This window comes from Qipengyuania nanhaisediminis, from assembly GCF_045862805.1.
Taxonomy (GTDB): domain Bacteria; phylum Pseudomonadota; class Alphaproteobacteria; order Sphingomonadales; family Sphingomonadaceae; genus Erythrobacter; species Erythrobacter nanhaisediminis_A.
On the sequence record NZ_AP025760.1, the window covers coordinates 197,681 to 223,740 of the forward strand.

General features: G+C 62.8%; 25 protein-coding genes. 15 read left to right on the forward strand and 10 right to left on the reverse strand.

The window, feature by feature from the left end; translation table 11 throughout:
* Window positions 1-68 precede the first annotated feature (68 nt).
* The 11 genes from ACKTSM_RS00985 (at window position 69) to ACKTSM_RS01035 (ending at window position 9,515) form a co-directional block, all read left to right on the forward strand.
* The gene (locus tag ACKTSM_RS00985) at window positions 69-461 is read left to right on the forward strand and encodes a DUF3168 domain-containing protein (protein ID WP_407875286.1); all 393 of its coding nucleotides are present in this window, start codon (window positions 69-71) and stop codon (window positions 459-461) included.
* Between the two features lie 22 nt (window positions 462-483).
* The gene (locus ACKTSM_RS00990; RefSeq protein ID WP_407875287.1) at window positions 484-891 is read left to right on the forward strand and encodes a phage major tail protein, TP901-1 family; all 408 of its coding nucleotides are present in this window, start codon (window positions 484-486) and stop codon (window positions 889-891) included.
* The gene (locus ACKTSM_RS00995; protein WP_407875288.1) at window positions 888-1,202 is read left to right on the forward strand and encodes a gene transfer agent family protein; all 315 of its coding nucleotides are present in this window, start codon (window positions 888-890) and stop codon (window positions 1,200-1,202) included. Before ACKTSM_RS00990 ends, ACKTSM_RS00995 begins: the two co-directional genes overlap by 4 nt.
* Window positions 1,199-1,393: a phage tail assembly chaperone gene (locus ACKTSM_RS01000; RefSeq protein WP_407875289.1), complete on the forward strand. Its 195-nt coding sequence runs from the start codon at window positions 1,199-1,201 to the stop codon at window positions 1,391-1,393. The genes ACKTSM_RS00995 and ACKTSM_RS01000 overlap by 4 nt, the downstream gene beginning before the upstream one ends.
* A complete protein-coding gene (locus ACKTSM_RS01005) occupies window positions 1,386-1,964 on the forward strand; it encodes a tail tape measure protein (protein WP_407875290.1) in 579 nt (192 codons plus the stop codon). Before ACKTSM_RS01000 ends, ACKTSM_RS01005 begins: the two co-directional genes overlap by 8 nt.
* A 9-nt stretch (window positions 1,965-1,973) precedes the next feature.
* Window positions 1,974-4,295 carry a TIGR02217 family protein gene (locus ACKTSM_RS01010; protein ID WP_407875291.1) on the forward strand — a complete coding sequence of 774 codons (2,322 nt, stop codon included), beginning with the start codon at window positions 1,974-1,976 and terminating at the stop codon, window positions 4,293-4,295.
* Window positions 4,295-5,110, forward strand: coding sequence for a DUF2163 domain-containing protein (locus tag ACKTSM_RS01015; protein ID WP_407875292.1), 816 nt, complete (start codon window positions 4,295-4,297; stop codon window positions 5,108-5,110). Before ACKTSM_RS01010 ends, ACKTSM_RS01015 begins: the two co-directional genes overlap by 1 nt.
* On the forward strand, window positions 5,107-5,520 hold the full coding sequence (locus tag ACKTSM_RS01020; RefSeq protein ID WP_407875293.1) for an NlpC/P60 family protein: 414 nt from the start codon (window positions 5,107-5,109) through the stop codon (window positions 5,518-5,520). Before ACKTSM_RS01015 ends, ACKTSM_RS01020 begins: the two co-directional genes overlap by 4 nt.
* A gap of 12 nt (window positions 5,521-5,532) precedes the next feature.
* A complete protein-coding gene (locus ACKTSM_RS01025; RefSeq protein WP_407875294.1) occupies window positions 5,533-7,713 on the forward strand; it encodes a phage tail protein in 2,181 nt (726 codons plus the stop codon).
* A gap of 18 nt (window positions 7,714-7,731) precedes the next feature.
* Window positions 7,732-8,190 carry a DUF2793 domain-containing protein gene (locus tag ACKTSM_RS01030; RefSeq protein WP_407875295.1) on the forward strand — a complete coding sequence of 153 codons (459 nt, stop codon included), beginning with the start codon at window positions 7,732-7,734 and terminating at the stop codon, window positions 8,188-8,190.
* 182 nt (window positions 8,191-8,372) lie between these two features.
* Window positions 8,373-9,515 carry an OmpA family protein gene (locus tag ACKTSM_RS01035; RefSeq protein WP_407875296.1) on the forward strand — a complete coding sequence of 381 codons (1,143 nt, stop codon included), beginning with the start codon at window positions 8,373-8,375 and terminating at the stop codon, window positions 9,513-9,515.
* Between the two features lie 256 nt (window positions 9,516-9,771).
* On the opposite strand, the gene ACKTSM_RS01040 is transcribed toward ACKTSM_RS01035, so the two are convergent.
* The 7 genes from ACKTSM_RS01040 to ACKTSM_RS01070 all read right to left on the reverse strand — a co-directional run bounded on the left by ACKTSM_RS01040 (window position 9,772) and on the right by ACKTSM_RS01070 (window position 16,690).
* On the reverse strand, window positions 9,772-11,388 hold the full coding sequence (locus ACKTSM_RS01040) for an MFS transporter (protein ID WP_407875297.1): 1,617 nt from the start codon (window positions 11,386-11,388) through the stop codon (window positions 9,772-9,774).
* Between the two features lie 36 nt (window positions 11,389-11,424).
* Window positions 11,425-12,123: a 7-cyano-7-deazaguanine synthase QueC gene (gene queC / locus ACKTSM_RS01045; protein WP_407875298.1), complete on the reverse strand. Its 699-nt coding sequence runs from the start codon at window positions 12,121-12,123 to the stop codon at window positions 11,425-11,427.
* 54 nt (window positions 12,124-12,177) lie between these two features.
* Window positions 12,178-12,696, reverse strand: coding sequence for a hypothetical protein (locus ACKTSM_RS01050; protein WP_407875299.1), 519 nt, complete (start codon window positions 12,694-12,696; stop codon window positions 12,178-12,180).
* Window positions 12,680-13,576, reverse strand: a complete 897-nt coding sequence (locus ACKTSM_RS01055; RefSeq protein WP_407875300.1) for an Hsp33 family molecular chaperone HslO — start codon at window positions 13,574-13,576, stop codon at window positions 12,680-12,682. The genes ACKTSM_RS01050 and ACKTSM_RS01055 overlap by 17 nt, the downstream gene beginning before the upstream one ends.
* Window positions 13,577-13,657: 81 nt before the next feature.
* The gene (gene argF, locus ACKTSM_RS01060; protein WP_407875301.1) at window positions 13,658-14,599 is read right to left on the reverse strand and encodes an ornithine carbamoyltransferase; all 942 of its coding nucleotides are present in this window, start codon (window positions 14,597-14,599) and stop codon (window positions 13,658-13,660) included.
* Window positions 14,599-15,798: an aspartate aminotransferase family protein gene (locus tag ACKTSM_RS01065; RefSeq protein ID WP_407875302.1), complete on the reverse strand. Its 1,200-nt coding sequence runs from the start codon at window positions 15,796-15,798 to the stop codon at window positions 14,599-14,601. Before ACKTSM_RS01065 ends, argF begins: the two co-directional genes overlap by 1 nt.
* 127 nt (window positions 15,799-15,925) lie before the next feature.
* Window positions 15,926-16,690, reverse strand: coding sequence for a cold-shock protein (locus tag ACKTSM_RS01070; RefSeq protein ID WP_407875303.1), 765 nt, complete (start codon window positions 16,688-16,690; stop codon window positions 15,926-15,928).
* A gap of 259 nt (window positions 16,691-16,949) precedes the next feature.
* On the opposite strand from ACKTSM_RS01070, the gene ACKTSM_RS01075 reads away from it, so the two are divergent.
* A complete protein-coding gene (locus tag ACKTSM_RS01075; protein WP_407875304.1) occupies window positions 16,950-17,381 on the forward strand; it encodes a TIGR01244 family sulfur transferase in 432 nt (143 codons plus the stop codon).
* Between the two features lie 21 nt (window positions 17,382-17,402).
* On the opposite strand, the gene ACKTSM_RS01080 is transcribed toward ACKTSM_RS01075, so the two are convergent.
* Window positions 17,403-18,848, reverse strand: a complete 1,446-nt coding sequence (locus tag ACKTSM_RS01080; RefSeq protein WP_407875305.1) for an amidohydrolase — start codon at window positions 18,846-18,848, stop codon at window positions 17,403-17,405.
* Window positions 18,849-18,924: 76 nt separating this feature from the next.
* On the opposite strand from ACKTSM_RS01080, the gene ACKTSM_RS01085 reads away from it, so the two are divergent.
* Genes ACKTSM_RS01085 through ACKTSM_RS01095 form a run of 3 tightly spaced genes read left to right on the forward strand, consistent with a single transcriptional unit; the run spans window position 18,925 to window position 21,955 of the window.
* Window positions 18,925-19,323, forward strand: coding sequence for a hypothetical protein (locus ACKTSM_RS01085; RefSeq protein ID WP_407875306.1), 399 nt, complete (start codon window positions 18,925-18,927; stop codon window positions 19,321-19,323).
* Window positions 19,324-19,336: 13 nt separating this feature from the next.
* A complete protein-coding gene (locus ACKTSM_RS01090) occupies window positions 19,337-20,341 on the forward strand; it encodes a sterol desaturase family protein (protein WP_407875307.1) in 1,005 nt (334 codons plus the stop codon).
* A 24-nt stretch (window positions 20,342-20,365) separates the two neighbouring features.
* Window positions 20,366-21,955: a GMC family oxidoreductase gene (locus ACKTSM_RS01095; protein ID WP_407875308.1), complete on the forward strand. Its 1,590-nt coding sequence runs from the start codon at window positions 20,366-20,368 to the stop codon at window positions 21,953-21,955.
* A gap of 94 nt (window positions 21,956-22,049) precedes the next feature.
* Here ACKTSM_RS01095 and ACKTSM_RS01100 read toward each other — a convergent pair whose 3' ends face one another.
* Together ACKTSM_RS01100 and ACKTSM_RS01105 are read right to left on the reverse strand one after the other, a co-directional pair.
* The gene (locus tag ACKTSM_RS01100; protein ID WP_407875309.1) at window positions 22,050-24,458 is read right to left on the reverse strand and encodes a TonB-dependent receptor; all 2,409 of its coding nucleotides are present in this window, start codon (window positions 24,456-24,458) and stop codon (window positions 22,050-22,052) included.
* Window positions 24,459-24,731: 273 nt separating this feature from the next.
* Entirely contained in the window at window positions 24,732-26,054 is a 1,323-nt protein-coding gene (locus ACKTSM_RS01105; RefSeq protein WP_407875310.1) for an ammonium transporter, read from the reverse strand.
* Between the last annotated feature and the right edge of the window lie 6 nt (window positions 26,055-26,060).

Consider the following 26,060-nt stretch of genomic DNA (forward strand, 5'->3'; position numbering starts at 1 on the left):
CGGCCGAACGCAGGCCGACTGGCATTCGCCGCATTCCCTGTGGCCCTTTCTGAACTTGGATTGATGCGATGGAAAACCTTTTGCGCGCTGCGCTGATTGACTGGCTTCGGGCCGACCCGGACTTCGCATCCATCAACACGATCGAGGAAGAAGCCCCGCTCGGCGCCAGCGCGCCCTGGCTCGCCATCGCCGCGAGCGGTTCTGTCGACTGGGGCTGCAAGGATCGGGCTGGGCGCGAAGTTCGTGTCGCGCTCGAACTGGAGAGCCGCGCCGATGGTCCGGGAGACGATGCCGGCCTTCTCGCCGCAATCGAACGGCGGGTCATCGATCTGCCGATCTTCGATCCCGGCTTCGAGGTCGCCTCTATCCGTTTCCTGAGATCACGAAGCGAGCGACGCGAGGCCAATCTTCGCGGCGCCTTGCTCGAATTTCGCATTCGAATTTTTGCTTCCCTCCCCTGACACTTATTCCTGGAGATTGCTTATGCCTGCGCAAAACGGGTCCGCCTTTCTGCTCAAGATCGGCGACGGCGCCTCCCCGGTCACCTATGAAACCGTGGCCGGGCTGCGCACCACTCAACTCTCGATCAACGGCGATGCTGTTGCCATCACGCACAAGCAATCAGGCGGTTGGCGCGACCTGCTTTCAGGCGCAGACACCCGCTCTGTATCCGTCAGCGCGGCCGGCATATTCCTGGGCAGCCAGTCGGAAAGCGCGGTGCGTGCTCACGCGCTGGCGGGGACGATCGACGACTACGAGCTATCGTTCGAGGATGGCGAACGCCTGCGCGGCCGATTCCTGGTCCAGCGACTCGACTATTCCGGCGATTTCAACGGAGAGCGCAGCTACACGCTCCAGCTCGAAAGCTCCGGCCCGGTCGTGCCCGTATGAGTTCGCAAGCCAACGCCCTGAGAGGCGAAACGGAATTGCGGATCTCGGGGCAGACTCACAAACTGCGTCCGAGCTTTGAGAATCTTCTCGCCGCCGAGCAGGAAATCGGATCGCTGTTCGCACTGGTCGAACGCGCCGCCGAGGGCACAATCACGATCGCCGATGTGAGCGCGCTTCTGTGGCATTGCCTCGATACCGAACAGCGTCCCGAGCGCCACGAGATCGGCGCGGCCGTCCTCGAGATGGGCCTGGTCGCTGCTACCGAGCCGGTTCGCGCGATCCTCGCGCAGGTTCTCAAGGGCCGGAATTGAGCACTTTCGGGGACGCCATTGCGCTGTGGTGCAGCCTTGCATCGCGCGTGCTCGGCTGGCGGCCCGGGGAATTCTGGCAGGCGACCCCGACCGAACTCGCCGCCGCCTTGCGTGAACCCGAGGCCCTGGCGTCTGGCGCCCCGCCCAGCGCGGATGTGATCGCTCAAATGATGGAGCGCGACAATGGATGACAATTTCGAAGAGCTCGTGATCGAGGTTCGCGCGTCGACCGAGCGCTTCAACGCCGACATCGATTCGATGCGGACCACACTGGACAACTCGCTGGTCGAAGGCTTTGGCAAGGCCGGCTCGATCCTCGAGAGGGGGCTGCTTTCGGCGCTGCGGCGCGGAAGCCTCGGCTTTGACGATCTGCGCAAGATCGCTTTTCGCACATTCGATTCCATTGCGTCTTATGCGCTCCAGTCCGGCCTCGCTTCCTTGTTCGGGAGCCAGGGTGGAGTTTCAGGGCTTGGCGGTCTGCTGGGACAGTCGATCGGCGCCCTTTTCGGCCTACCTGGCCGAGCGACGGGCGGTCCGGTTTCGCCGGGCCGGGGCTATGTCGTTGGTGAGAACGGACCTGAATTGTTCGTCCCAACAAGCGCCGGCAGCATCGCCGCAAACCAAGCCGCAGCCAATTCAGGGCGCGACGTGCGGGTCGCGATCCAGGTCAATTCGCCGCGTGGGACGACGGCTCCAACGGCGATGCAGCGCTCATCGCGACAGCTAGCCAGTGCAGTGCGCCGCGCCCTGCAGGAAGGATAGGAAACGGCCATGGCTTATTGGCTCGCCGACGAGCGCCGGAATCAGGAAACGAGTTTTATCCAGCGGTTCGACCCCCGATTCTGGACGGTCAATTTTCCGCGACCGGCGATGGCATCGGTCATCACCACCAGCGCAGACAGCATGCAGATCGATATCGAATTGCACAACGAAGGCGAACTTGTTGGCCTTATCTGGGATTCGGTCGACCGGCTGGACCATCCGCTACTCGCTTACGAAACCAACCGCGACTATTCGAACACCTTGCTGAGCTTCCGATGGCAATCGCAGGGCATTATCCCGCTCGATGCCGTCAACGGCCCGACCCTCACGATCGAAGGTCGCGACGCCACAGGTTCTGCCCGGACATGGTTCGTGCGTTTGTGGAATTATGCGACCGGCAGTCCGACCGATGCCAAGATCTCTTTGGCATTCTCGGACCTCGAAAGCGGATTCACGCTGCCCGGCGATCCGGTCTATCCGGCCGATATCGACCGCATGTTCATCTCGCTCGTTGCGCCGGGCTACGTGGCCGATAGCAGCGAACCTTTGCCGCAACGATTCAACGGCCAGGTGACCATGTCCGATATCGTTTCGGACGGAAGGTTCGGAATGCTCGAGATTGGCGATGTCCGATTGCCGATACACGGCGAACGGATGGCTACAGCCTATGACGACGGTTACGACCAAACCCCTGAACGCCTGATCCGGTCGCTGGTCGGCCTCGGCTACCGGGAAGACCTGGTCCACTACGTGGGAATGAGCCACTTCATGCGGCTCGCGCCGCTGTCCGGCGGGCTGCAGGTCGAGACGACCGGCACTTTGTGCGAACCTGCGGACGCCTGGCATCGCAACTTTTTCGAAAGGGCGGCTGAGAACGGGTTCGAAGTGATCGCGTCGATTTCATACGAGCTGTTCGACGATTTCTGTCCGGAAGAGTGGAAGCAACGAACGCATTCCGGCGAGCCCGCGCTGACCGGCTGGGTGCCGCCCTCGACCCTGCTTTCGCCTGCCAATTCGGAGGCCATGTCATGGCTGCAATCCTGCGCGCTTCAATTCGTCTCCTTGCTCGAATTGGCGAATTTGCCCGTCCGTTTCCAGATCGGGGAGCCCTGGTGGTGGACCACCAGCGATGGCGCAATCTGCCTCTATGACAGCGCGGCCGTAGACGCTTTCGGAGGCTCGCCGCCTTTGATCGACGACATGCGTCAACCGCTCGACCCCGACCAGATCGCGCTGCTCGACCAGGCCGGCGCGCTCCTCGCGCAGTCCACGACCGACCTGGTGCAGGCCATTCGCAGCAGCGCCTACGGATCCGCAGAACTCCTCCTTCTCGCATTCACCCCGACGGTCCTCGATCCAAAGATGCCCGAGCTGTATCGCGCCAATCTTCCCGACGGCTGGGCTTCGCCTGCATTCGATCGCTTGCAGCTGGAGGATTATGATTGGCTGACGGGTGGGAAAGACGCGCTTCGCCGGGCGGCGTACGCCTTTGTGGATGCGCGGCTGCAATATGCGCTCGAGGACCAGGACTATCTTGCCGGCTTTGTCCTGGACCCGGCCGATGCCGAGACATTCTGGGAACGCATCGATGCGGGCATGGACGAGGCGATCGGACGCGCGATCCCGCGCCGCTACGTCTGGGCGCTGCCGCAGGTCAATCGCGACGGTTACACCCGCCTTCCTTCATTCGGAGAGCCCCCCATGGATGCATTCGACGATGTTCTATACCCGTTTCCGCTCGGTCGGAGCACCGCGGTCGCACCCGAATTCTCGACATCAATCACGGTCACCGCGTCCGGCTATGAACGGCGAAATTCACTGTGGTCCGACGCCCGCGTCCATTTCGACGTCGGCCCCGGTATCCGGTCGGAGAACGAGCTGTCCGAATTGATCGCGTTCTTCCGCGCGCAGCGTGGCCCGGCGCAGGGTTTCCGGATCAGCGATCCATTCGATCACAGCTCGAATGGAATGACCGGCACGCCGACGATGACCGACCAGTTGATCGGTGTGGGCGACGGGCAGACGGCAGATTTTCAGCTTAAGAAATCCTATGGCAGCGGAAGCGAGCCCCAGGTCCGGCCGATCACGCGGCCCCGCTCCGAAAGCGTGCTTGTCAGCATCGACGGGGTGCCATCGTCCGATTGGGTGTTGCACGATCGCGGCAAGATCACGTTTGCCAGCGCTCCCTCTCCCGGATCCGAGATCCGCGCAGGGTTCCTATTCGATGTCCCGGTTCGCTTCGCCGAGGATCGCATCGATATCTCTTCGGTCAATTTCGAGGCCGGCGAGGCACCGAGCGTCCCGCTGATCGAATTGCGCGAAGAACTGTGATGCGCGTCTTCTTCGACCGTGAACTCGACACCGCCTCGACCTACTGGCGCGTATACCGACGCGACGGAGTGACACTGGGCTTTTGCAGTCATGATCGCCCGCTCGTGTTTGGCGGGCTCACTCACCGGGCAGCTCCGGGTATCCTGCCCGCCGCGGTGAGGGTGACCACCGACCTGTCCGATGACAGTGCCGGGGTAGAGGGCGCGCTCACTCACGATTCGATCAGCGAAAAGGACCTTGCTGCAGGCCTGTTCGACGATGCGGCGATCGAAATCGGCGTTGTCGACTGGGAGACCCGCGAGCATTACGCGCTTTATTCGGGAACAATCGGGCGCATCGAAGATGACACACGCGGATTTACCGCGGAATTGCGGTCGGCCAAGGCTGCGCTCGACCAGGACCTCGTGCCCCGCACAAGCCCGACCTGCCGCGCTCTGTTCTGCGGGCCGGGATGCGGGTTGTCTGGCCACCGCTTCACGTCGCTCGTCTCGGTCACCGAGGTCAATGCCGATCTCAATCAAGTTCAGATCGATGCCATTGGCGCAGAGCGGCTTGTCGATGGCCAGGTGCGGTTTCTTGCTGGCCCCCAGACCGGGCTTGCTTTTGGCATTCTGAGTGTCAGCGGAAGCTGGCTCACGCTTGATCGCCCGATCCATCCGCACCTCGCGCCAGGCGTGCGCGCAGAGTTGCGCGAGGGCTGCGATCACACGCTTGCGACCTGCGCCAGCCGTTTTGACAACGCCGCAAACTTCCGCGGCGAACCGTTCCTTCCGGGCAATGATCTGCTCGCCCGCTATGGCCAGGGCTCGGGGTGAGCAACGAGGGCGCGCGCCTTGCTCAGGCGGCCGCACAGTTCATCGGGATCCCGTTCCGGCTCCACGGGAGATGCGCGGTGTCCGGGCTCGACTGCGTCGGCCTTGTCGAAGCCAGTTTGCGGGCCATTGGCCGCACTCCAGTGCCCCCCCGAGGATACCAGCTTCGCAATCGCGACTGCGTGCGTTGGTTCGGCTGCGCACGACAATCAGGGTTCGTGCACGCCTCTGGCGAATGGCGCGCGGGGGACCTGTTGGTGTTTTCGCCAAGCCCGGCGCAGCTTCACCTGGCGATTGCCGAGCAATCCGACACGATCATTCACGCACATGCGGGGCTCAAACGGGTCGTGCGCGAACCCGCAGGTCGCGCGATGGCGCTCATGTCGCACTGGCGGCTCGATAGACTTCGTTGAAGGAAATGGACGATGGCCACTCTTGTTTTCACCGCTGTCGGAACTGCGCTGGGCGGCCCTCTCGGCGGGGCCGTGGGCGCGTTGATCGGACGCCAGGCTGACCGGGCGATTTTCGGCACTGGCAGCCGCGAAGGGCCTCGCCTCAAGGAATTGTCGGTCACCAGCTCGAGTTATGGCCAACCGATTGCGCGCCATTTTGGCCGAATGCGGGTCGCCGGCACAGTCATCTGGTCGACCGAACTGACCGAGACAACGAAGAAGGAAGGCGGGGGCAAGGGGAAGCCATCGACTAAGACTTACTCATATTCGGCATCCTTTGCAGTTGCCCTCTCAAGCACGCCGCTCGACCGGGTCGGCCGCATCTGGGCCGATGGAAATCTCCTGCGCGGCGCGGGCGGTGACCTGAAGGTCGCAGGCGCGATGCGCGTTTATACCGGCACAGGCGATGCGGAAGTTGACCCCCTGATCGAAGCCGATCGCGGCGGCGTGGCGCCTGCCTTTCGAGACTGCGCCTATGTTGTCTTCGAAAACCTGGAACTCGGCGATTTTGGCAATCGTATTCCTGCCCTGACCTTTGAAATCTTCGCGGCGCGGGACCAGAGCGTGTCGATCAAGGACCTCGTGCCCCAGACAGCGTCCTCGGCAACCGACATCTTGCTCGAACACGCGCGCGGGTTCTCTGACGAAGGCGGCTCGGTGGGCGCCTCGCTGTCCGCGATCCGGCGGGTTTATCCGCTCGGTTGTGTCTCGGGTCCCGATGGGCTGCGCTTCGAAGACGAGAATTTCCCCTCAGGCACAGTTCCAACCCTGCCGGAACGACTTTCCGATGAAGAAGGCGGCCAGCCCGACGCCTTGCCTTCGAGGCGGGGCGGGACCTTGGGGAGCGAGCCTATGGCGCTGCGCTATTACGATGAGCAGCGCGATTACCAACCTGGGGTGCAACGAGCTCTCGGGCGCAGGCCGGAAGGTCGGGAGAACATGCTCGATCTGCCTGCGGCAATGACGGCAGGCGGTGCACGCGAACTCGCAAACGCCAATGCCCACCGGGCACGCTGGCTTAACGAGACGGTCTCCTGGAAGGTGGCCGAAATCGATCCGGCTATCGGCCCGGGGACGATCGTCCGGGTGCCGGAACGGCCAGGTTATTGGAGAGTGCAGAGCTGGGAATGGTTCGATCGGGGGGTCGAGATCGGGCTTCAACGCATAGGCCCGCCACCGGGCGCTGCTGCAACAGGGGATTCCGGCACGCTCAACGACCCGCGCGATCTGCCGGTTACTGAGACCATGCTCAAGGCATTCGAGATTCCGGCGTCCGACGCCACCAACCCGGCCGAACCGATCATGTTCGCCGCAGGCACCTCGCCCGGAGCAGGATGGCGGGGCGCATCGCTCTTCGTCGATCAGGGCGGCACGCTTGCAAATGTCGGCGCCATGAACAGCCGGCGCGCGGTTTCTGGAGAACTCGCATTCGACCTCGGGCCATCGAACTGCACGATTATCGAGGCAGGTGAGGCGATGGAAGTCGATCTGCCGGCACAGGACCTGTCATTTGCCAGCACCGACATGACCGGTCTTGCGATGGGCGAGAACCGGCTGCTGGTGGGAGGCGAGATCATCCAGTTCCTCGAAGCGGAAGCGATCAACGCCTACCGCTGGAGACTGTCTGGATTGCTTCGCGGACGCGCGGGGACCGAAGATCTGGCAGCGGCAGGTCACGCCGCAGGGACGGGCGTCGTCCTGATCGACGATCGCCTTACCAGCCTTTCGCCTGAAGACGTTCCTTCGTTGGCAGGAACGCGCATCGCCGCGATCGGACAGGGCGATGATGAGCCGGTCTACAGCGACCTAGCCCATCCCGGCCTGTCGCGCCGGCCACCAATGCCGGTCGCTGCGGTCACGCATGAACGCGACAATGGCAACTGGGAATTGTGCTGGACCCGCAGGGCCCGCGGGCAATGGCGCTGGCGCGACAGCAGCGAGACGCCGCTCGTGGAGGAAACCGAAAAATATACAGTTGGTTATGGATCGACCGACAGCCCCTATGCCGCCTGGACGACGAGCGAATCACTGTTCGTGATCTCCCAGCAGGAACGCGATGATCTGATCGCGCAGTTCGGGGCTGGCGATCTCTGGGTCCGCCAGGTCGGAACGTACGGCCCCTCACCTGCTCTCTTGCTGACCACCCTTACCTGAACAGATCGGAACCGAAAGATGGCCACCCCCTTCAACTTCCCTTCAACGACCGCTCGGCTGAACCTCCCGCTCCTGTTCGCAGGACAGGCACAGAAGGAATTTTTCGTCAATCAGTCGCTCGAATTGATCGATGCCCTGATGCAGCCCGTAATCACCGCCTCGCTAGCCGCGCCGCCTGCTGATCCCGCGCCCGGATCGATCTATCGCATCACGGCCACCGCCAATGGTGAATGGGCGGGGAAGGAGGATGACCTGGCCGTCAGGATCGGCGGAGCCTGGAATTACGTCACCCCCTATGCAGGCATGACCGCGGTGGATGCGCAATCGGGCGCAATCCTTTGTTTCGACAGCGGTTGGCAAGCCCCGCATGAGCCTCCGCAGGCGACCGGCGGGAGCGTAATCGATACCGAAGCGCGACAGATGCTGACCGAGCTGGTCGACGCCCTCCGGACCGCCGGGATATTTGCGTCATCCTGACGTCTTTCCGCCCTGACAAAGGGTGAAAACCCCGCAAGGACCGCCAAATGCGGCAACTTTTTGTCGTCAACCCCGGTTTCGCGGCATTCTTGCAACACCTGGCGGGATTGATCGCTTGATACTCACCTGGGGAGAAGTTAGAGGTGTCGGGCGCCTCAGAATTTAAGAAGGGGAATATTAGAATGCGTAAAATCGTCATCGGCTTGGCGATGGCTTCAACCGCACTCACCACGCCCGCTATGGCCCGTGATGGCCAATGGTACATCCAGGGCGATGCTGGTGTGATGCTCGTTGAAGACGTCACTTTTGATGTGGACGGTACGCGTGGCGATGCCACCGTGGACCACGACATCGGTTATGATTTCGGCGGTGTCGTCGGCTACGACTTCGGTGCTTTCCGCCTCGAAGCTGAAGCCAGCTATCGCGGTGCAGACACCGACGAGATTGCTGCCGGCACGGAAGGGCTCGCGCTTAACCCGAGCCAGAACGCGCCCGGTGGCTTCAACCGCTTCACCGACGTTCGTGACGCTGTTGGCGATGTGAAAGCGCTCAGCTTCATGGTCAACGGCCTGTTCGACTTCGGTCCCGACGATGGCCTGCAGGGCTTCGCTGGTGGCGGTATCGGCGTTGCACGCGTCGATCTCGAAGGTCGCGTGAACGCAAACGGCCCGGGTGCTTATGACGACTCGGACACCGGTCTCGCGTGGCAGCTGCTCGCGGGTCTTCGCGCTCCGCTCAGCGACAACTGGGATGTCGGCCTGAAGTATCGCTACTTCAACGCCGAGCGCGTGAGCCTCATCGATCCGCTCGGGCGCCCGCTCGAAGGCGATGTGACTTCGCACTCGATCTTGGGTACGTTCACCTATAACTTCGGTGGTGAAGCTCCGCCTCCGCCGCCCCCGCCGCCGCCGCCTCCGCCGCCGCCGCCTCCGCCCCCGCCGCCACCGCCGCCGCCGCCTCCGCCGCCGCCGCCGTGCAACACGGGCCCGTACATTGTCTTCTTCGACTTTGATGAGTCGGTGATCACCGCTGACGCTGCGACGATCCTCGACAATGCGGTTACGGCTTACGCCAATTGCGGCACGGCCAGCGTGATGCTTGCAGGTCACACCGACCGTGCCGGCAGCGTGACCTACAACATGGGCCTTGCTGAGCGCCGCAACGACTCGGTTCGCGCTTACCTGAGCGGTCGTGGAATTCCCGATGGCCGTATCAGCAGCGAAGCCTTCGGCGAATCGCAGCCTCGCGTTCCCACCGCTGACGGTGTTCGCGAACTGCAGAACCGCCGCGTGGAAGTCACCTACGGCCCGGGTTCGGGCATGTAAGTGTAGGCTAACGCCAACATTCGAAAGGGGCCGGAGCGATCCGGCCCCTTTTTTGTGTCCAGGTTATCGGCGCCTCACCGCTCGTTTTCTGGAGCATGCGGGTGCGATGGTGGCGCTGCAAAGTATGTGAATGCGATCAATGCGCAGATCCGTAATCAGGCATGAGGGAACTGCGGCCCTCGTCAAGCTGCCGCATTCGCTGAGCGCATCCGACGCGTTTCAGAGATGAAGAGACCTTCGACCGACAATGCAGGTCCTAAACCGAGGCGCGCGTAGTCCTGCTCTCTCCTGCCGCTTCGGCGCGCTCGAGCACCGTAGCGTTCGCCTGCGGCACAAGTTTGAGCGCGGCAACCAGCAGGACCAACCCGATGGGCGTGATCCAGAGGGTGGAAAGCACCCCGTCGCTCAGATTGCCGTCATTGAGCGCTGAGACGTAACCGGCCGTATATGGGCCCAATGCCAGCCCCACCAATGTCGTGGCCAAGAAGAACGTCGCGGTCGCGGTGCCGCGCATGCGCGGCAGAACGAGCGCCTGGCTACTGGCAGCCGCCGCACCAAGTGCCGATGCGGCAAACGCGCCGACGACCACGTTGAGGATGATGAAGAGAACGAAGCTATCGGTCGTATACTGAACGATCGCGAAGGGGATCGGGCTGAGCAGGCCGAACATGATGACCCAGATACGGCCGCCCTTCGTTCGAGTGTACAGGAAATCGGCCATGCGCCCGCCAAGGATGACGCCCAGGAAACCACCGGCAGCGCCACCGCCTCCCAGCCAGAAGCCGAGTTCTCCCTTGGAAACATCGAATACCCGCTCGGCATACGGGGCGCCCCAGTAGGATGCAGAATACGCCATGAAAGCGACCGTGCCATAGCCGAGGATCGTGCAAAGAAAGGCCGGCGACCCCCAGGTAAGCATGAAAGTCGGGTAATCGCGTTGGCGCAACGCGCTCGCCCAACAGAAGACTGCATAGTACCCGATGGCTAGCAGGAGCCACTGGTCAGTTATCGCGGAAACGATGAAGCCAGAGCCTGAATCGAGGATGAGGGTCAGGACGTAGGCGGACAGGAGAGAGGCCAGGAGCACGGCGATATTGATCGCGAGCGCGCCAGCACCCCGCATTGCTGCCCCGACAAAGGTGAACGGGGGAATGACGGTGTAGAGCTCGCGCATGAAGCTCTTGAAGGGATGCGGGTCCTCGGGGGTGGGCAGGCCATCGATGGCACCGCGTACCGGCTCGCGCAAAGAAAACACCCAGACCGCAAGCAGAAGGCCTGGCAAGCCCACGGCGATGAACGCCGCTTGCCAGCCGGCCAACCCGAGCGGCCCACCTTCGGGGAATGCCGCGTTCCAGTTGTCCACGACCAACCCGCCGATGGCCAGCGATATGCCGCCACCGATATAAAGCCCTGAACTGTAGATCGCCAATGCGGTGGCGCGCAGGCGAGCCGGAAACCAGTCGGAAATGAGCGAATAGGCCGAAGGGCTCGCCGTCGCCTCGCCAACTCCCACGCCGATACGGGCGACGGTAAGCGTACCTGCATCGCGAGCGAAGCCCGACGCGGCCGTCATCGCCGACCAGAGCGTAAGGCCAAGCGTCATCAGCCTGACCCGTTTCCAGCTGTCTGCCAACTTGCCCAAGGGAATCCCGAACAGGGCATAGAAAATCGCAAATGCGGTTCCGTAGAGGAAGCCGAGATAGGCGTCATCGACGCCAAGATCGGCCTTGATGTCATTGGCCAGGATCGACAGGATCTGGCGATCCACGAAATTCAGCACATAGACGACGACGAGTACCCCGAGCGCGTACCAGCTATAGGATGGAACCTGTTGTTCGGCGTCTGCCGGAGCCGGCTTCGTCTGGTCGTCCAATGATCTTCCCCGAATGCGATCAGCCTTGATGAGAGTTCAGGCCGCGTAAGCCGTGCTATCGACTAAACCCGCTTCGGCAAAACCCTTTTTGCGAAGGCGGCACGAGTCGCAGCGACCACACGCCAGACTTTCGCCAACCGGGTCATAGCAGGACCAGCTCCAGGCCGGATCGAGATCAAGGCGCGCACATTCACGGGCGATATCGGCCTTGCTCATGTGTTGCAGCGGCGCATGGATCTGGAACGGCGTCCCCTCGGCTCCCGACTTGGTTCCCAAGCGAGCTGTTTCGGCAAAGCTCGCGATAAATTCCGGCCGGCAATCGGGGTAGCCGGAATAGTCGAGCGCGTTGACTCCGATGAACAGGTCGTTCGCGCCAGCCGCCTCGGCACAGGCTGTCGTCAGCGCGAGAAACACGAGGTTGCGCGCTGGGACATAGGTGACAGGTATGTCCGGGCCGACCCCGTCCTTGGGCACGTCGATGGAATCGGTCAGCGCCGATCCGCCAAAGGCGCGCAGGTCGAGATCTATTTCGACCTGGTTTGCAAGGTCGAGTTTCGATGCAATTCGCAATGCCGAGCGCAATTCGGTCACGTGACGCTGGCCATAATTGACCGTCAAGGCATGAACCTCGAACCCGCGCTCTTTCGCGATTGCAGCAGTGACCATCGAATCCAATCCGCCGGACAGGAGGACGACAGCCTTGGGCTGCGTGTAATGATCACTTTTCTGAAACATCGGGTTCGGATTACCGGCAAACTGCGATTTCGCAACTACCCTTCCGGATGCGATTTACGAACAATTGCCGGTTCGCCGCGCTTCGGCTGCAAATTGGAATGGCAGACCGGAAGCAATTCCCTGGCTCTCGATCTGGACGAGCGAAGCCGACTCGCGGCGGATATTCGTCCGCCCATATCCATCGCCTGGACAGGTATATTGCACTGTCACCCGGCTCGCACCATCCTCAACGACAAACCTGCTACAGCCCCGCGTGCTGTGCTGGAGTTGTATGAGCTCGCGCCCGCTGCGCACGCAGATCTTGCGATCGGGCGATCCGTCGCGGTAGCTAACAGTCCACTCGCCCTTCGTCAGGCCGCCCAGCATGTCGAGGCCGTCGCCTTGCGCCGCCGCGGGCAGGGCAAAACCCAAGGCAATCATGCCCAGCGCGGCCATCAGGCCAACAGGCGAGATACGTCGTGACCGTTTCACACGTTTATCTTGAAGGCGTTCCATCATCATTCCGCCTATAAACTGCCATAACTGCGATGAGCCGTTGCTGAACAGCGACAAGCGGTTAAATATCGAGGTCAAAACGCCTTGCGCAGAACGCGCAATCCACCGCAATTACGCCATCGTCCCCGCGCATCGCATCGCGTTCCTCGCTCGGAAAACGCGACAACACCTGCTGATAATATTCGCGACTACAGCGGCAGCCGCGCGCGAGATCTGCACCGGGCTGGATGCGAACCTCGTCTTCCTCGTGGAATAGACGCCATGCAATGGCTTCGAGCGAAAGATCGGGATCGAGCAATTCGTCGTGGCTTATCGAACCTGCCATGGTGGCCACATGTTCCCAGTCAGGGTGATCGAGGCGGACATGCAGCCGCTCGCGTCCCTGTTCGCCATCGGCAAGATGCTGGATCAACAAACCGCCAGCGAAATGCCTTTCGCCGGACACCCGGCTCGCGATCCGGATCAGCGTGGGAACTTGCTCGGATTGGCTGAAATAGTTTTCGCAAGCTTCGGCGAGGCTCGAACCCTCGATCGCAACGATGCCCTGATATCGTTTGCCCTTCCCGGTCTCGAACGTGATCGCGAGATAGCCTTCCCCGAACAGGGCTGACAGCGCCGGATTGGCGCCAAGCTTGGCGAGCCGCTCGTCATCGAAATCGGCATAACCGCGAAGCGCCCCTCCGCGAAAATCGCAGACCAGAAGGGAAACGATGCCCGATTGCGCCTGCACCTGCATGGTCATCTGCGCATCATCGCCGTCTGACTTTAGCAGACCTCCCATCAGGGCCGTGAGAACCAGGGCTTCACTTAACAGGTGTGCCACCGGGGCTGGGTAGTCATGCGCGGAAAGAATTTCGTCGATCACCGCATCGAGACGGACAACCCGCGCACGGGCATTCCGGCTGGGCAAAGTGAATCCGAGCAGCTTGTCGGCGAAGGTTTCGGGCGCTTGTTCCATCGGCGCTATATGGTGCCTGTCAGGCTGGCGTGAACCCCTGTAGGCACCGCGAAACAGCCCCAATGGTTCGTCGGGCGGGCTTTAAAGGAGCCCAAAACTCCACAACAGCACTGATTTCTGCGCGTGGATGCGGTTCTCAGCTTCGTCGAACACGACCGATTGCGGACCTGAGAACACCTCCTGCGTCACCTCCTCGCCGACATGAGCCGGAAGGCAATGAAGGAAGATCGCGTCAGGCGCGGCCTGTTGCATGATCGCGCCGTTGACCTGGTATGGCTCCATCGCGGCGCGCTTTTCTGCCGCGTCTTCCTGGCCCATCGAAACCCAGGTATCCGTAACGAGCACATCGGCGCCGTTTGCAGCCTCGACCGGGTCCCGGGTGAGCAAGACGTTGGCGCCGCCCGCTCGCGCCAGCTCGACGAACTCCTCGTCAGGCTCGAAGCCCGGCGGAGTCGCGATCCTCAGATTGCACCGCATCAGGCCCGCAGCTTCGAGGATCGAATGCAAGACATTGTTGCCATCGCCGAACCAGGCAATTTCGAGCCCGGGAAGCGCCTTGCCATGTTCCACCAGAGTCAGCAAATCGGCAACGATCTGGCAGGGATGCGTCTTGTCGGTCAAACCGTTGATGACCGGGACGCTGGCGTGCCTCGCCATCTCTTCGATCTTGGCGTGATCATCCGTCCGCAGCATGATTGCATCAACCATCCGGCTCAGGACACGCGCGGTATCGGCGATCGATTCTCCGCGCCCGAGCTGGGTCGATCCGGCATCGAGGATCAGGACACTCCCACCCAATTGACGCATCGCGATGTCGAAGCTGACCCTCGTCCTGGTCGAGCTCTTCTCGAACACAAGCGCGAGAACCCGGCCAGCCAGGGGGGCATCGCTGTCGACGGCACCTTTCGGAATGTCCGCCCGGGCCGCCTTGCGATCGATCGCGTCAGCGAGCATCGCCGCCAACGCATCGCTTCCCGCATCAGCGAGCGCGATGAAATGGCGATGACCGGCCGGCAGGCTCATCACCCTTTCTCGGGCACTTCGTAGCTTGCCGCACCGGCCGAAAGCTTCTCGAAAAATTCGTCGATCTCCGCATCGCCGATCACCAGCGGCGGGATGACACGCAGGGTCTGGTCACCAGCGGCCACTGTGAGCAGCTGGTGGTTGTCGCGAAGGTGCACGAAGAACGGCCGGCTTTCGACCTTCATCTTGATCCCCAGCATCAGTCCCTTGCCGCGCACCAGTTCGAACAGTTCGGGGTAATTGCCGATGAATTGTTCGAGCCGCGTGCGCAGCCGCTCGCCCTTCTCGGTGACCTCGGCGAGGAAATCCTCGTTCGCCACCGCGTCAAGCACTGCGCCCCCCGCCGCCATTGCGAGCGGGTTGCCGCCATAGGTCGAACCATGCGTGCCGAAGGTCATGCCGCGCGCGGCCTTCTCGGTGGCGAGCACCGCACCGATCGGGAAGCCGCCGCCCAGGCCCTTGGCGGTCGCGAGGATATCGGGTTCGATCCCGTAATGTTCGTGCGCATAGAGCTTGCCGGTCCGAGCCACGCCGCATTGCACCTCGTCGAGCACGAGCATCAGGTCGTGTTCGTCGCACAGCGCGCGAAGCCCTTGCATGAATTCCTGCGATGCCGGGCGGATGCCGCCCTCGCCCTGGATTGGCTCGACCAGGAAGCCCGCAGTGTTCGGCCCCATCAGCGCCTTTGCAGATTCGAGATCGTCGAACTCGGCATATTTGAACCCGTCGAGCAGCGGGTTGAAGCCGTGATGCATCTTGGTCTGGTTGGACGCGCTGATCGTCGCCATGGTGCGACCGTGGAAGGCGTTCGAGAAGGTGATCAGCTCAAACCGGTTCGCATCACCTTCATCCCCGGCATTCTGGTGATAGGCGCGCGCTGCCTTGATCGCGCCTTCGACCGCCTCGGCGCCCGAATTGGTGAAGAACACCGTATCGGCAAAAGTGTTGTCGACCAGCTGCTGTGCCAGCTTCTCACCCTGCGGGCTGCCATACAGGTTCGAGACGTGCATGAGTTCGGCCGCCTGCTTCTGGATCGCGCCGATCAGGCCTTCGTGGCTGTGGCCGAGCAGATTCACAGCAATCCCGCTGGCAAAGTCGAGATAGCGGGTCCCGTCCTCGTCGATCAGGTGGCAATGGTCGCCTTTGACCGGCCGCACACCGCAGCGGGGATAGACAGGCATGAGGGGGCTGATCGACATGAAGGGTTCCTCGAATAGCTGACAAAATGGATCGCAAAGCAAAATGGCGGCCCGATACGAGCCGCCATTTCGATGATGATCTAGGGCGGCAGACCGATCGGGTCAAACCGCCTGAATGGTGCCGCGCCTATTCCTGCACGGGCACCAGGTTGACGGCCGAGTGCTTGCCACGACGATCAACCTCGAGATCGAACTCGTAACGCTCGCCTTCGTTGATGGCAGAAAGTCCCGAACGCTCGACCGCGCTGATATGAACGAAGGCATCGGGCTGGCCGTCATCGCGCACGAGGAAGCCGAAGCCCTTCATCGAATTGAAGAACTTGACCGTGCCGGTAGCCTTTTCCCCGGTTAGCTCGCGCTTGGGCGGACCCGCCTGCGGTGCCTCGATCACGTCGCCGACGATCTGGAGATCCTGGGCCGAAATCTTGCCGCCGCGATCGACGAGATTGAATTCGAGTTCCTGGCCTTCCGCCAGACCTTCGAGGCCGGCGCGTTCGACCGCGCTGATGTGGACGAACACGTCCTCACCGCCGCCATCCTGCTGGATGAAGCCGAAGCCTTTCTGGCCATTGAAGAACTTGACCGTGCCCTTGCCGGTGCCAACGACCTGTGCGGGCATGCGGTTGAAACCGCCGCCGCCACCGCCGCCGCCGCCGCGAGGTCCACCCCCGCCACCGCGCGGGCCGCCGCCGCCACCGCCGAAGCGATCACCGCCGCCGCCGCCGCCATAGCCGCCACCACCGCCGCCGCCATAACGGTCGCCGCCGCGATCATTTCCGAAATTTCCGGGAGGCGAATAGCCTTCACCGCCGCCGCCAAACGGATCAAATCCGTCTTCACCGAAACCGTCGCGCTTGTCCTTGCCGCGGCGACGTCCCCTGTCGTAACCCATAACCTAGTACGTACCTTATCACGTCGCCCAGGATATTCGTGACGCTGGCGGCGAGGGCAACGAATCGCGCCAGTCGCAGACGGTTTGCCAGATGGCGTGCCGTCGCAATCGTCGAGGGCATAGCGCACAAAGCCGCGCTATGCGAATGAATTTACGCGTCAGGCACATATCGCGCATAAATGTGGCTTTCGCGTTTGCCATTGCTGTGGTTGTAAAACATGTCGCAGACCGCGGCGATCACGCACACAGGAGACGAGACTTGCCCGATTTCCGCCGCCTATCCGACAAGGTCCTTGCAAGCCCGCAAATCGCGCTCGACGACATCCCGGCTGCCGCCGAGCAGGGCGTTACCACGATCATCAACAATCGCCCGGACGGTGAAGACCCCGCGGCCCCGCAAGGCGATGCGATCGAGGCCGCCGCGCGCGAGGCAGGTCTCGATTACGCGGCCATCCCCGTGGGACATTCGGGTTTCAGCCAGACCCAGGTCGCCGAAATGGCGGACGCGATCGACAAGGCGCAAGGCCAGGTGCTCGCCTATTGTCGCTCGGGCACGCGCTCGACATTCCTTTGGGCCCTGGCGCAAGCAAAGGCTGGCTCGGCGCCCGATGACATCGCCCGCGCCGCCATGGCGGCTGGCTATGACGTGACGCCGATCCGTGCGATGCTCGACATGCTCGCAGCGCGCTAGACGCAGCGCACCTTCGCGATTTCAGCGGCGGTAATCGAGCGGCGGATCCCGGTCACCCAGCAACGAGCGATAGACAAAGTACGGACCACGCGCGCTCTCGAACTCGGCCCGCGCCGCTTCGCGAAGCGCGGGATTGGTGAAAAGGTCAACCGCCATCAACGCCATCGCCTTGGCCGCGACTTGAGCGCCCTTGTGGCCGATCGAATGGCCGCTTGCCGCGACCGCCTGCCAGCTGTGCGAGCTGGTTCCCGGAACCCAGGTCGCGGTGCGCACGCCCACGGTTGGCGTCGCCCAGGAGACGTCGCCGACATCGGTCGACCCGTAGCCCAGGCTGCGATTGTATGGCTGGATTTCGGCCGCGCTTTCAAGCGGCAGCGCCGCATCGCCGAGCGAGGCCTGCAATTGCTCGGCCCATTCGCGCTCTTCCGCAGTGTAAGTCACTCCGCCCACCGCGGTCAGCTTTTCATGCATGGCCCGTGCGAGTGTCTCATTGACCAGCAGCGGGTTGTTGCCGTGAATGATCTCCCACTCGACCTCTGTCCCGGTTCCCATTGCCGCGCCGCGAGCCGCGTCCTCGAGCCGCGCCCAGATCGCCTCGACGCCAGAGGGATCCGGATGGCGGACATAATAGAACACCTCGGCAAAATCGGGCACCACGTTGGGCGCGTTGCCGCCGCTGGTGATGACATAGTGCATGCGCGCATCCTGCGGGATGTGCTCGTGCATCATGTTGGCCATCATGTTCATCGCCTCGACACCGTCGAGCGCGCTGCGCCCACGCTCCGGAGCGCCGGCGGCGTGTGCCGAGATGCCGGTGAAGCGAAACTTGGCGGAACGGTTGGCGAGGCTGGTGCGCGCCGCTGCGCTGTTCTGGTCGTCGGCGTGCCAGTGGATCGCGATGTCGACGTCATCGAACATTCCTGCGCGGGTCATGTAAACCTTGCCCGAGCCGCCCTCTTCGGCAGGCGTGCCATAGAGCCGGATGCGGCCCGGCGTGCCGGTTTCCTCGAGCCACTTCTTGACGGCGATCGCGGCGGTAAGCGAGCCTGCGCCGAACAAGTTGTGGCCGCAGGCATGACCTGCACCCTTGCCCTCGATCTGGTCGCGCGTGGGCGATGACGACTGGTTGATACCCGGCAGTGCGTCCATCTCGGCAAGGATCGCGATGACCGGACCGCCCTCGCCCCATTCGGCGACAAAGGCGGTGGGAATTTCGGCGATGCCTTGCTCGATCCGAAAACCCTCGCCAGCGAGCTCGGCCTGCATCAGGCCGCTTGAACGGGTTTCGAGATAGCCAAGTTCTGCCAATTCCCACAATTCGCTCGCCACACGCGCGGTGCGGTCCGCCTCGGCTTCGACCGCGGCGACCGGATCTGTCGTCATATGGTCGTCAGCTGTCAGCGGGGCCGAACCGAGCGCCAGTGCGCCCAAGGCAGAAAGGACAGCGGGTTTTGCAGCAAATTTCATCGGTCTCTCCTTGCGCGCCTGCTTGCCGCAAATCGCAGCGCGTGCCAATCCTCCGCCTCGCGAGGAGCCACAGCCGATGACAGTCTCACCACTTTTGTTGCAGGCAGGCGGATCGCTGATCGCTATCGTGCTGCTTTTCCTGCTCGCGCGGGCGATGAAACTGGGCGGCGCGCCGCGACTGGAAACCGACGCCGACTTGGCACGCATCGCTGACGAGGTCGATTCCGGCTTCGTCCCCGTGCGCCATGCGATCGCGGTCGATGGAGCGAGCGCGCTTGCCAAGGACAGCGATGGTCGGATCATGGCAATCAAGCGCCACGGAAACCGCTTTGCCGGACGCATCCTCACCTCGCGAGCTTCGGCTAGCGAAAAGGGCGACCTGCTCGTCGTTCACACCGGCGAGAGGAACTTCGGTGCCGTGCAAATGGCCTGTGATGATCGGCGGATTTGGGCCGAGGCGATCAACCAGCTATAGAGCCCGCCAAGCCATGCCCGATTTCTCCCCCACCCAATATGCCGTGCCGCTCTTCGTCATCGCCGTCCTGGCAGAAATGCTCTGGGCGCGCGCGAAGCGGCCCGAAGCCTATGAGCCGATGGACACCCTGGTGAGCCTCGTCTTCGGGCTCGGCTCGACCGTGGCTGGCGCGCTTTTCGGCGGATTTGCGCTCTACGTCTTCATCGAGGCCTATGAATACCGGCTGCTGGATTTCGGCGAGGAGTGGTGGAGCGTGTGGTGGGCGTGGCCGATCGCCTTCGTGCTCGACGATCTCAAATATTACTGGGTTCACCGCGCAGGCCACCGCATCCGCTGGATGTGGGCAGCGCATGTGAACCATCATTCCTCGCAGCATTACAACCTGTCGACCGCCTTGCGGCAGACCTGGACCGGGGCGTTCACCTTTGGCCTCTTGTTCGCATTGCCGCTGGTGCTGCTCGGCTTTCACCCGGCGATGATCGCGATCGTGGGCGGATTCAATCTCGTTTACCAGTTCTGGATCCACACCGAGGCGATCGACCGGATGCCGCGCTGGTTTGAGGCGGTGTTCAACACGCCCAGCCACCACCGCGTCCACCATGCCACAAATCCGCGCTATCTCGACCGCAATTACGCCGGCGTTTTCATCGTCTGGGACAAGCTGTTCGGGACCTTTGAACAAGAGCGCGACGAGCGCGAAACGGGCGAACCGATCCGCTACGGCATCGTCAAGCAGCTCGGCAGCTTCAACCTCTTGTGGGCGGTGTTCCATGAATGGATTGGGATGATTGGCGATATCTGGCGCGCGCCATGGAAGCACAAGCTGTCCTACCTGCTGCGCGAACCCGGCTGGAGCCATGACGGCAGCCGCGAGACATCAGACATGATCCGCGCGAGGTGGATGGAGCGGCAGGGTCAATCCGTGCAGAGCCAGTCGGAGCAGGACGAGACGCTACGCGCTAAGCCCAATCCAGTGGCTGATCGAAACCCGATTGAAAACCCCGGACACACCGCCTAGTCTCCTGCGCGCAGAGGAGATCCCATGGAAAGTTTCGACTACGTCGTCATCGGCGGCGGCAGCGGAGGAAGCGCGGTCGCCGGACGGCTCGCGGTGGATGGCACGCGGCGGGTCTGCCTGCTCGAAGCCGGGGCGCGCAATGACAACGCGCTGATCAAGACGCCGGGCTTCATGCCCTTCATCCGCAATACCTCGAACTACAAGTTCGACACCGTGCCGCAAAAAGGGTTGCACGGCCGGATCGGTTACCAGCCGCGCGGACGCGGGCTCGGCGGGTCTTCTGCGATCAACGCCATGGTCTACATTCGCGGCCATCGCTGGGATTACGACAATTGGGCCGATCTCGGCTGCACGGGCTGGGGCTACGAAGACGTGCTCCCCTGGTTCAAGAAGTCCGAAGCGAACGAACGCGGCGGCGACGACTACCACGGCGCGAGCGGTCCGCTCTTCGTCTCGAACCAGCGTTCGCCCAACCCGGCCAGCCATGCCTTCGTCGATGCCGCGCGCGAGCTGCAATTGCGCGTAAACGAAGACTTCAACGGTGCCGAACAAGCTGGCTTCGGGCTCTACCAGGTTACCCAGCGAGACGGCGAGCGTTGGTCGGCCGCGCGCGCCTTTGTCGAACCAATCCGCGAACAGGGCAATTTCACCATCCGTACCGGCGCGCTGGTTGAAAACATCGTGATCGAGGATGGCCGCGCCACGGGTGTCATGGTGCGCGAGGGCAAGCGCACCCGCATGGTCTACGCCCGGCGCGGGGTGGTTCTTTCGGCGGGTGCATTCGGTTCGCCGCAAATCCTCATGCTTTCCGGGATCGGACCGGGCGAACACCTTAAGCAGCAGGGCATTACGGTCACACTCGACAAGCCCGCGGTCGGATCGAACCTCCAGGACCATATCGATTACGTGTCCGGATGGCAGACCGAGAGCGACGTGCCGATCGGTGGGACGCTTCTGGGGACATTGCGCATGGCTGCCGCTGTGTTCGAACACCGCCGCAAGCGGACCGGCGCCATGACGACGTGCTATGCCGAAGCAGGCGGGTTCTGGACTGTCGGCAAAGATGCGCCCGCGCCCGACGTGCAATGGCATTTCGTCCCAGCCCTGCTCGAGGATCACGGTCGCACCATGGTGAAGGGCCACGGCTTCTCGCTTCATGCCTGCGTGCTTCGTCCAGAAAGCCGCGGGACCGTGCGTTTGGCATCGCCCGATGCCGCCGCTGCTCCGTTGATCGATCCCAATTTCCTCGATGACGAGCGCGATATCGCGGTGCTGCGCGAAGGGGTGCGGCTGTCGCACAGAATCGTCGACGCGCCGGCCATGCAAGCCTTTGGTCCCACTGACCGCTACCCGGTCGATCTCGAGGACGATGCCGCGCTCGACGCGCTGATGCGCGAGCGGGCCGATACTGTCTATCACCCGGTCGGCACTTGCCGAATGGGCGCAGATGATGACGCGGTGGTCGATCCGCAGCTCAAGGCGAAAGGCCTCGACAGGCTCTGGATTGCCGATGCCAGCGTCATGCCCAAGATCGTCAGCGGCAACACCAATGCGCCCAGCATCATGATCGGCGAACGCTGCGCCGACTTCATCATCCGCTCCGAACGCGCCTGACAGCGAAAGGCACCGCCCGCGAGCGCGCGGAAACGAAAAGGGCCGGAGCGATCGTCTCGCCCCGGCCCCTTCTCAAATAAGTCTGATGCGGTGATCAGAACTCCTTGCGGACCGTCGCGCCGAAGGTGCGCGGCGTGCCGATCCGATAGCCGAGACGCGCCCGTCCGCCGCGCTCGCGGTCGAACGAGAGCAGCGCGTTTTCATCGAACACGTTGTTGGCATAGATTGACAAGCTCAGCCCGCTGTCGAAGTCGATGCCCGCGCTCAGATTGACGAGCTGGTAATCGTCGAGCAGCAGGTCGACCGTGGTCGAGGCATCCGCCGGAGCCCCTCCGAACGGCAGGCCGTGCACGAAGGTGCGCGGGTTGTTCTCCTGGTCAGCGGGCTGGGTGAAGCGCGAACCGACATGGGTGAAAGAAGCCGCGAAATAGGCCTCCGCACCGTCAGAGATCGGCCATTCGTAGCTGCCGCTTGCCGAGAGCTGGAATTCGGGAACCGAGGGAAGGCGATTGCCTTCGCGGATACCCGTGGCCTCTGCCAGCGCGCCCGGAAGCGTGGTGTCGAACTCGGCCTCGATCCAGGAGCCCGAGACATTGAAGTTGAGGCCCGGAGCCGGGTTCAGACCCAGTTCCGCCTCGACCCCTGCCGAATGGGCATCGGGCACGTTGAAAACGATGCGCGAGGAGCAGCTGCCGGCATCGAGCGTGACCTGAAGGTCGCTGATGTCGTTGTAGAACGCAGCGGCATTGAAGGTGAAACCATCGCCCTGCGTCTTCACGCCGAGTTCGTAGTTCCACAGCGTCTCGTCGTCATAGTCCTGGAAACCGCCGAACAGCGCGAGATCCTCGGCATTGCAGAGCGGCACGTTGAGCGGGTCATTGACCCCGCCAAGGCGAAAGCCCTGGCTAGCCTGTGCGTTGAGGGTCACCTCAGGCGTGACATCGTAGCTCAGGAGGAAGCGCGGGGTGAAGCCGCTCGACGAAGTCTGGTCGATCACGCCGGCATCGCCATTGGCGAACAGGCCGCCGGTGGTGATCGTGCGGGTCTCGTCGAAATCGTAATAGCGGCCGCCTGCGGTCAGGCTGAGCGCATCGGTGACATCGAAAGTCGCCTCGCCGAAGACCGCGATCTGCTCGATATTGTAGGGCAAGTCGGAATTGAACGGCGAATCAAGATTTTCGAAACCATTGGCTACCGCAGCCGAAGTGCCCGCTCCGAGCGTTGCATCGGTCGCAGCAGCATAGCCCGGAGTGGGCAGGCGCTGGCGATAGAAGCGGTCGGTTTCCGAATAGAACGCGCCGACAACCCATTGCAGCGGCCCGTCATAGTCCGAGGCGAAGCGCAGTTCCTGCGTGATGGTTTCAAGATCGGTCGTGTCGCGCAGGTTGGAGGGCAGCGTTACCGCGTCATCGGGATAGCCCAGATCGACCGAGACCGAGCCGGTCAGCGCGCTGGCATCGCGGCTGACGAGGATGTCGCGGTTGGTATAGGAACTGACCGAGGTCATCGCGATCGGCCCAAGGTCGGCTTCGACCACGAGGTCGGCGATCAGCGTCTCGTCTTCGAACCCTTCGCGCAGCAGCAGGTATTGCTCGCGCTCGTCCAGCTGGATGGCAGGGCGAGTGGTGGTGAAGGGATTGGCGAAGAGGTTGAAGATCTCCTGCCGGTTGAACCCGTCGGCGCTCACCTTCTGGTAGACGATCCGCGGCGTGATCGAGAACCCTTCGTCGGTATCGAGCGTGAAGGCAAGACGGCCACCATAGCGTTCGCCGCCATTGATGTTCTCGCCGCCAGCCGGGCCAAGCGCATCGATGAACCCGCCATATTGCGTGTAATAGCCGACCGCACGGAAGGCCGCGACATCGCCGACCGGGATGTTGACCGCGCCCTTCATGTGGTAGCCGATATCATCGCCATCGACGAGGTTCACATTGCCTTCGACCATGCCTTCAAAGACGCCGGGCTCGGGTTGGTTGGTGATGTAGCGGATGGTACCGCCCACGCTGCCCGAACCGAACAGGGTGCCCTGCGGACCGCGCAGCGTTTCGACGCGGTTGAGATCGAACAGGTCGAGATCGGGGGTGAAGAGCGACAGCGAGATCACCGATTCATCGAGATAGACACCGACCTGCTCCTTGACGCCGGGCTGGTCGCGCACGACCTGGCCGGCTGAGACGCCGCGCACCGAGACCTGGCTCTGGCCCGGCCCGAGGTTCTGGATCGAGAGACCGGCGACATTGCGCGACAGGTCTTCAAGAGTGACAGCGCCCGAGCGCTGGATGTCTTCAGCGGTTAGCGCGTTGATCGAAAACGGGATGTCCTGAATGGTCGAATCGCGCTTGGTCGCGGTGACCACGATCACGTTGCCGCGCGCTTCTTCGGTGTTTTCTTCTTCGCTGTCCTGCGCCCAAGCAGGCGCCGCGCCGAGCGCGATAGCGCAACCGGCGAGCAAGATGCCGCGCAGGCTGCGGGCACCGGATGACTTGATCTGAGGGGTCGTCATTCGTTTCATCTCCCATGAACTTCAGCGTGTTCGCTATTGAAGTGCGAGCAGATGACCCCGCTCGACGAAATCGGGCAAGTGTTTCACGACGGTTGGCAAGACGAAAATGGCGCGGTGTATCACGCGCGCAACACAGACCGGTCGGTAAAAAAGGGGCCGGAGCGGGGTCTCCGCACCGGCCCTTGTCAGTCTGAATGTTCGCAGGAGGAACATGGGTTGGCGGGGAAGGGGAGTAGAGAGGAGAGGACACCCCTCCCCCGCCAAACTGGTAGATCAGTTGTAGGCGCGCTCCCCGTGTTCGGAGATGTCGAGCCCGTCAACCTCGGCCTCTTCGTCGACGCGCAGGCCGATGGTGAGCTTGACCGCATAGGCCGCGATCCCGGTGCCGATCCCGGCCCAGGCGATCGTGACAAGCACACCGAAGGTCTGGATCCAGAGCTGCTCGCCGATGCCGACCGATCCATCGCCAGGTCCGCCGATGAAGGGCTGGAAGACGATGCCGGTGCCGATCGCGCCGACGATGCCGCCCACGCCGTGAATGCCGAAGGCGTCGAGCGAATCGTCATAGCCCAGCGCGTGCTTCACCTTCGCAACGAATAGGTAGCAGACCAGCGAGGAGAAGATGCCGAGCAGGATCGCGCCGAACGGGCCGCTATTGCCCGCAGCCGGCGTCACCGCAACGAGCCCGGCAATCACGCCCGAGCAGAAACCCAGCGCCGAGCCCTTGTGACCGGCAGCGCGCTCGATCACCATCCAGGTCAGCGCACCGGCAGCGGTGGCGACGAAGGTGTTGATCATCGCAAGGCCAGCCGAGGCATCGGCTTCGAGCGCACTTCCCGCATTGAAACCGAACCAGCCGACCCATAGCAGGCCGGTGCCGACCATGGTCAGCGTCATCGAGTGCGGGGGCATCGGTTCTGCCGGATATCCCCGGCGCTTGCCGAGCAGGTAAGCGAGCACGAGACCCGAGACACCGGCATTGATGTGCACCACGGTGCCACCGGCGAAATCGAGAGCGCCGTCCTCGAACAGCAATCCGCCTCCGGCCCAGACCATGTGAGCGATGGGGAAATAGACGATCGTCAACCAGATCGGCACGAAGGCCATCACTGCGCTGAACTTCATTCGCTCGGCCGTCGCGCCGAGAATCAGAGCGGCGGTGATCGCGGCGAAGGTCATCTGGAAGCTGATGAACACGTATTCGCTGATCACTTCGTCGGTGAAGGTCGCAGCGACGCTGTCAGCGGTGACGCCCTGGAGGAACGCCGCGCCCCAGCCGTAAAAGGCATTGCCCTCCGGCCCGAAAGCGGTCGAATAGCCCCACATCACCCAGACCAGCATGGCGAGCGAAGCGGTCGCGCCGATCTGGGTCATGGTCGAAAGCATGTTCTTGGCCCGGGTGAGGCCGCCATAGAACAGCGCGAGCCCAGGCAGGATCATGAGAAGAACGAGCACGGTCGCGGTCATCATCCAGGCATTGTTGCCGGGATTGGGCACTGCGGGCGCAGCCTCGGCAGCTTCCTGTGCAAGAGCCGCGGTCGTGAAGAGAAGCGCGGTGCCGGTCGCGGCAGCGCGGATTGCGTGTTTGCGGATCATTGTGGT

What these genes read in the sequence shown, in the direction of transcription:
- ACKTSM_RS00985 (WP_407875286.1), top strand. Translation starts at nt 69, where the DNA reads ATGGAAAACCTTTTGCGCGCTGCGCTGATTGACTGGCTTCGGGCCGAC.
- ACKTSM_RS00990 (WP_407875287.1), top strand. Translation starts at nt 484, where the DNA reads ATGCCTGCGCAAAACGGGTCCGCCTTTCTGCTCAAGATCGGCGACGGC.
- ACKTSM_RS00995 (WP_407875288.1), top strand. Translation starts at nt 888, where the DNA reads ATGAGTTCGCAAGCCAACGCCCTGAGAGGCGAAACGGAATTGCGGATC.
- ACKTSM_RS01005 (WP_407875290.1), top strand. Translation starts at nt 1,386, where the DNA reads ATGGATGACAATTTCGAAGAGCTCGTGATCGAGGTTCGCGCGTCGACC.
- ACKTSM_RS01010 (WP_407875291.1), top strand. Translation starts at nt 1,974, where the DNA reads ATGGCTTATTGGCTCGCCGACGAGCGCCGGAATCAGGAAACGAGTTTT.
- ACKTSM_RS01015 (WP_407875292.1), top strand. Translation starts at nt 4,295, where the DNA reads ATGCGCGTCTTCTTCGACCGTGAACTCGACACCGCCTCGACCTACTGG.
- ACKTSM_RS01025 (WP_407875294.1), top strand. Translation starts at nt 5,533, where the DNA reads ATGGCCACTCTTGTTTTCACCGCTGTCGGAACTGCGCTGGGCGGCCCT.
- ACKTSM_RS01030 (WP_407875295.1), top strand. Translation starts at nt 7,732, where the DNA reads ATGGCCACCCCCTTCAACTTCCCTTCAACGACCGCTCGGCTGAACCTC.
- ACKTSM_RS01035 (WP_407875296.1), top strand. Translation starts at nt 8,373, where the DNA reads ATGCGTAAAATCGTCATCGGCTTGGCGATGGCTTCAACCGCACTCACC.
- queC (WP_407875298.1), bottom strand. Translation starts at nt 12,123, where the DNA reads ATGTTTCAGAAAAGTGATCATTACACGCAGCCCAAGGCTGTCGTCCTC.
- ACKTSM_RS01055 (WP_407875300.1), bottom strand. Translation starts at nt 13,576, where the DNA reads ATGGAACAAGCGCCCGAAACCTTCGCCGACAAGCTGCTCGGATTCACT.
- argF (WP_407875301.1), bottom strand. Translation starts at nt 14,599, where the DNA reads ATGAGCCTGCCGGCCGGTCATCGCCATTTCATCGCGCTCGCTGATGCG.
- ACKTSM_RS01065 (WP_407875302.1), bottom strand. Translation starts at nt 15,798, where the DNA reads ATGTCGATCAGCCCCCTCATGCCTGTCTATCCCCGCTGCGGTGTGCGG.
- ACKTSM_RS01070 (WP_407875303.1), bottom strand. Translation starts at nt 16,690, where the DNA reads ATGGGTTACGACAGGGGACGTCGCCGCGGCAAGGACAAGCGCGACGGT.
- ACKTSM_RS01080 (WP_407875305.1), bottom strand. Translation starts at nt 18,848, where the DNA reads ATGAAATTTGCTGCAAAACCCGCTGTCCTTTCTGCCTTGGGCGCACTG.
- ACKTSM_RS01085 (WP_407875306.1), top strand. Translation starts at nt 18,925, where the DNA reads ATGACAGTCTCACCACTTTTGTTGCAGGCAGGCGGATCGCTGATCGCT.
- ACKTSM_RS01090 (WP_407875307.1), top strand. Translation starts at nt 19,337, where the DNA reads ATGCCCGATTTCTCCCCCACCCAATATGCCGTGCCGCTCTTCGTCATC.
- ACKTSM_RS01095 (WP_407875308.1), top strand. Translation starts at nt 20,366, where the DNA reads ATGGAAAGTTTCGACTACGTCGTCATCGGCGGCGGCAGCGGAGGAAGC.
- ACKTSM_RS01100 (WP_407875309.1), bottom strand. Translation starts at nt 24,458, where the DNA reads ATGACGACCCCTCAGATCAAGTCATCCGGTGCCCGCAGCCTGCGCGGC.
- ACKTSM_RS01105 (WP_407875310.1), bottom strand. Translation starts at nt 26,054, where the DNA reads ATGATCCGCAAACACGCAATCCGCGCTGCCGCGACCGGCACCGCGCTT.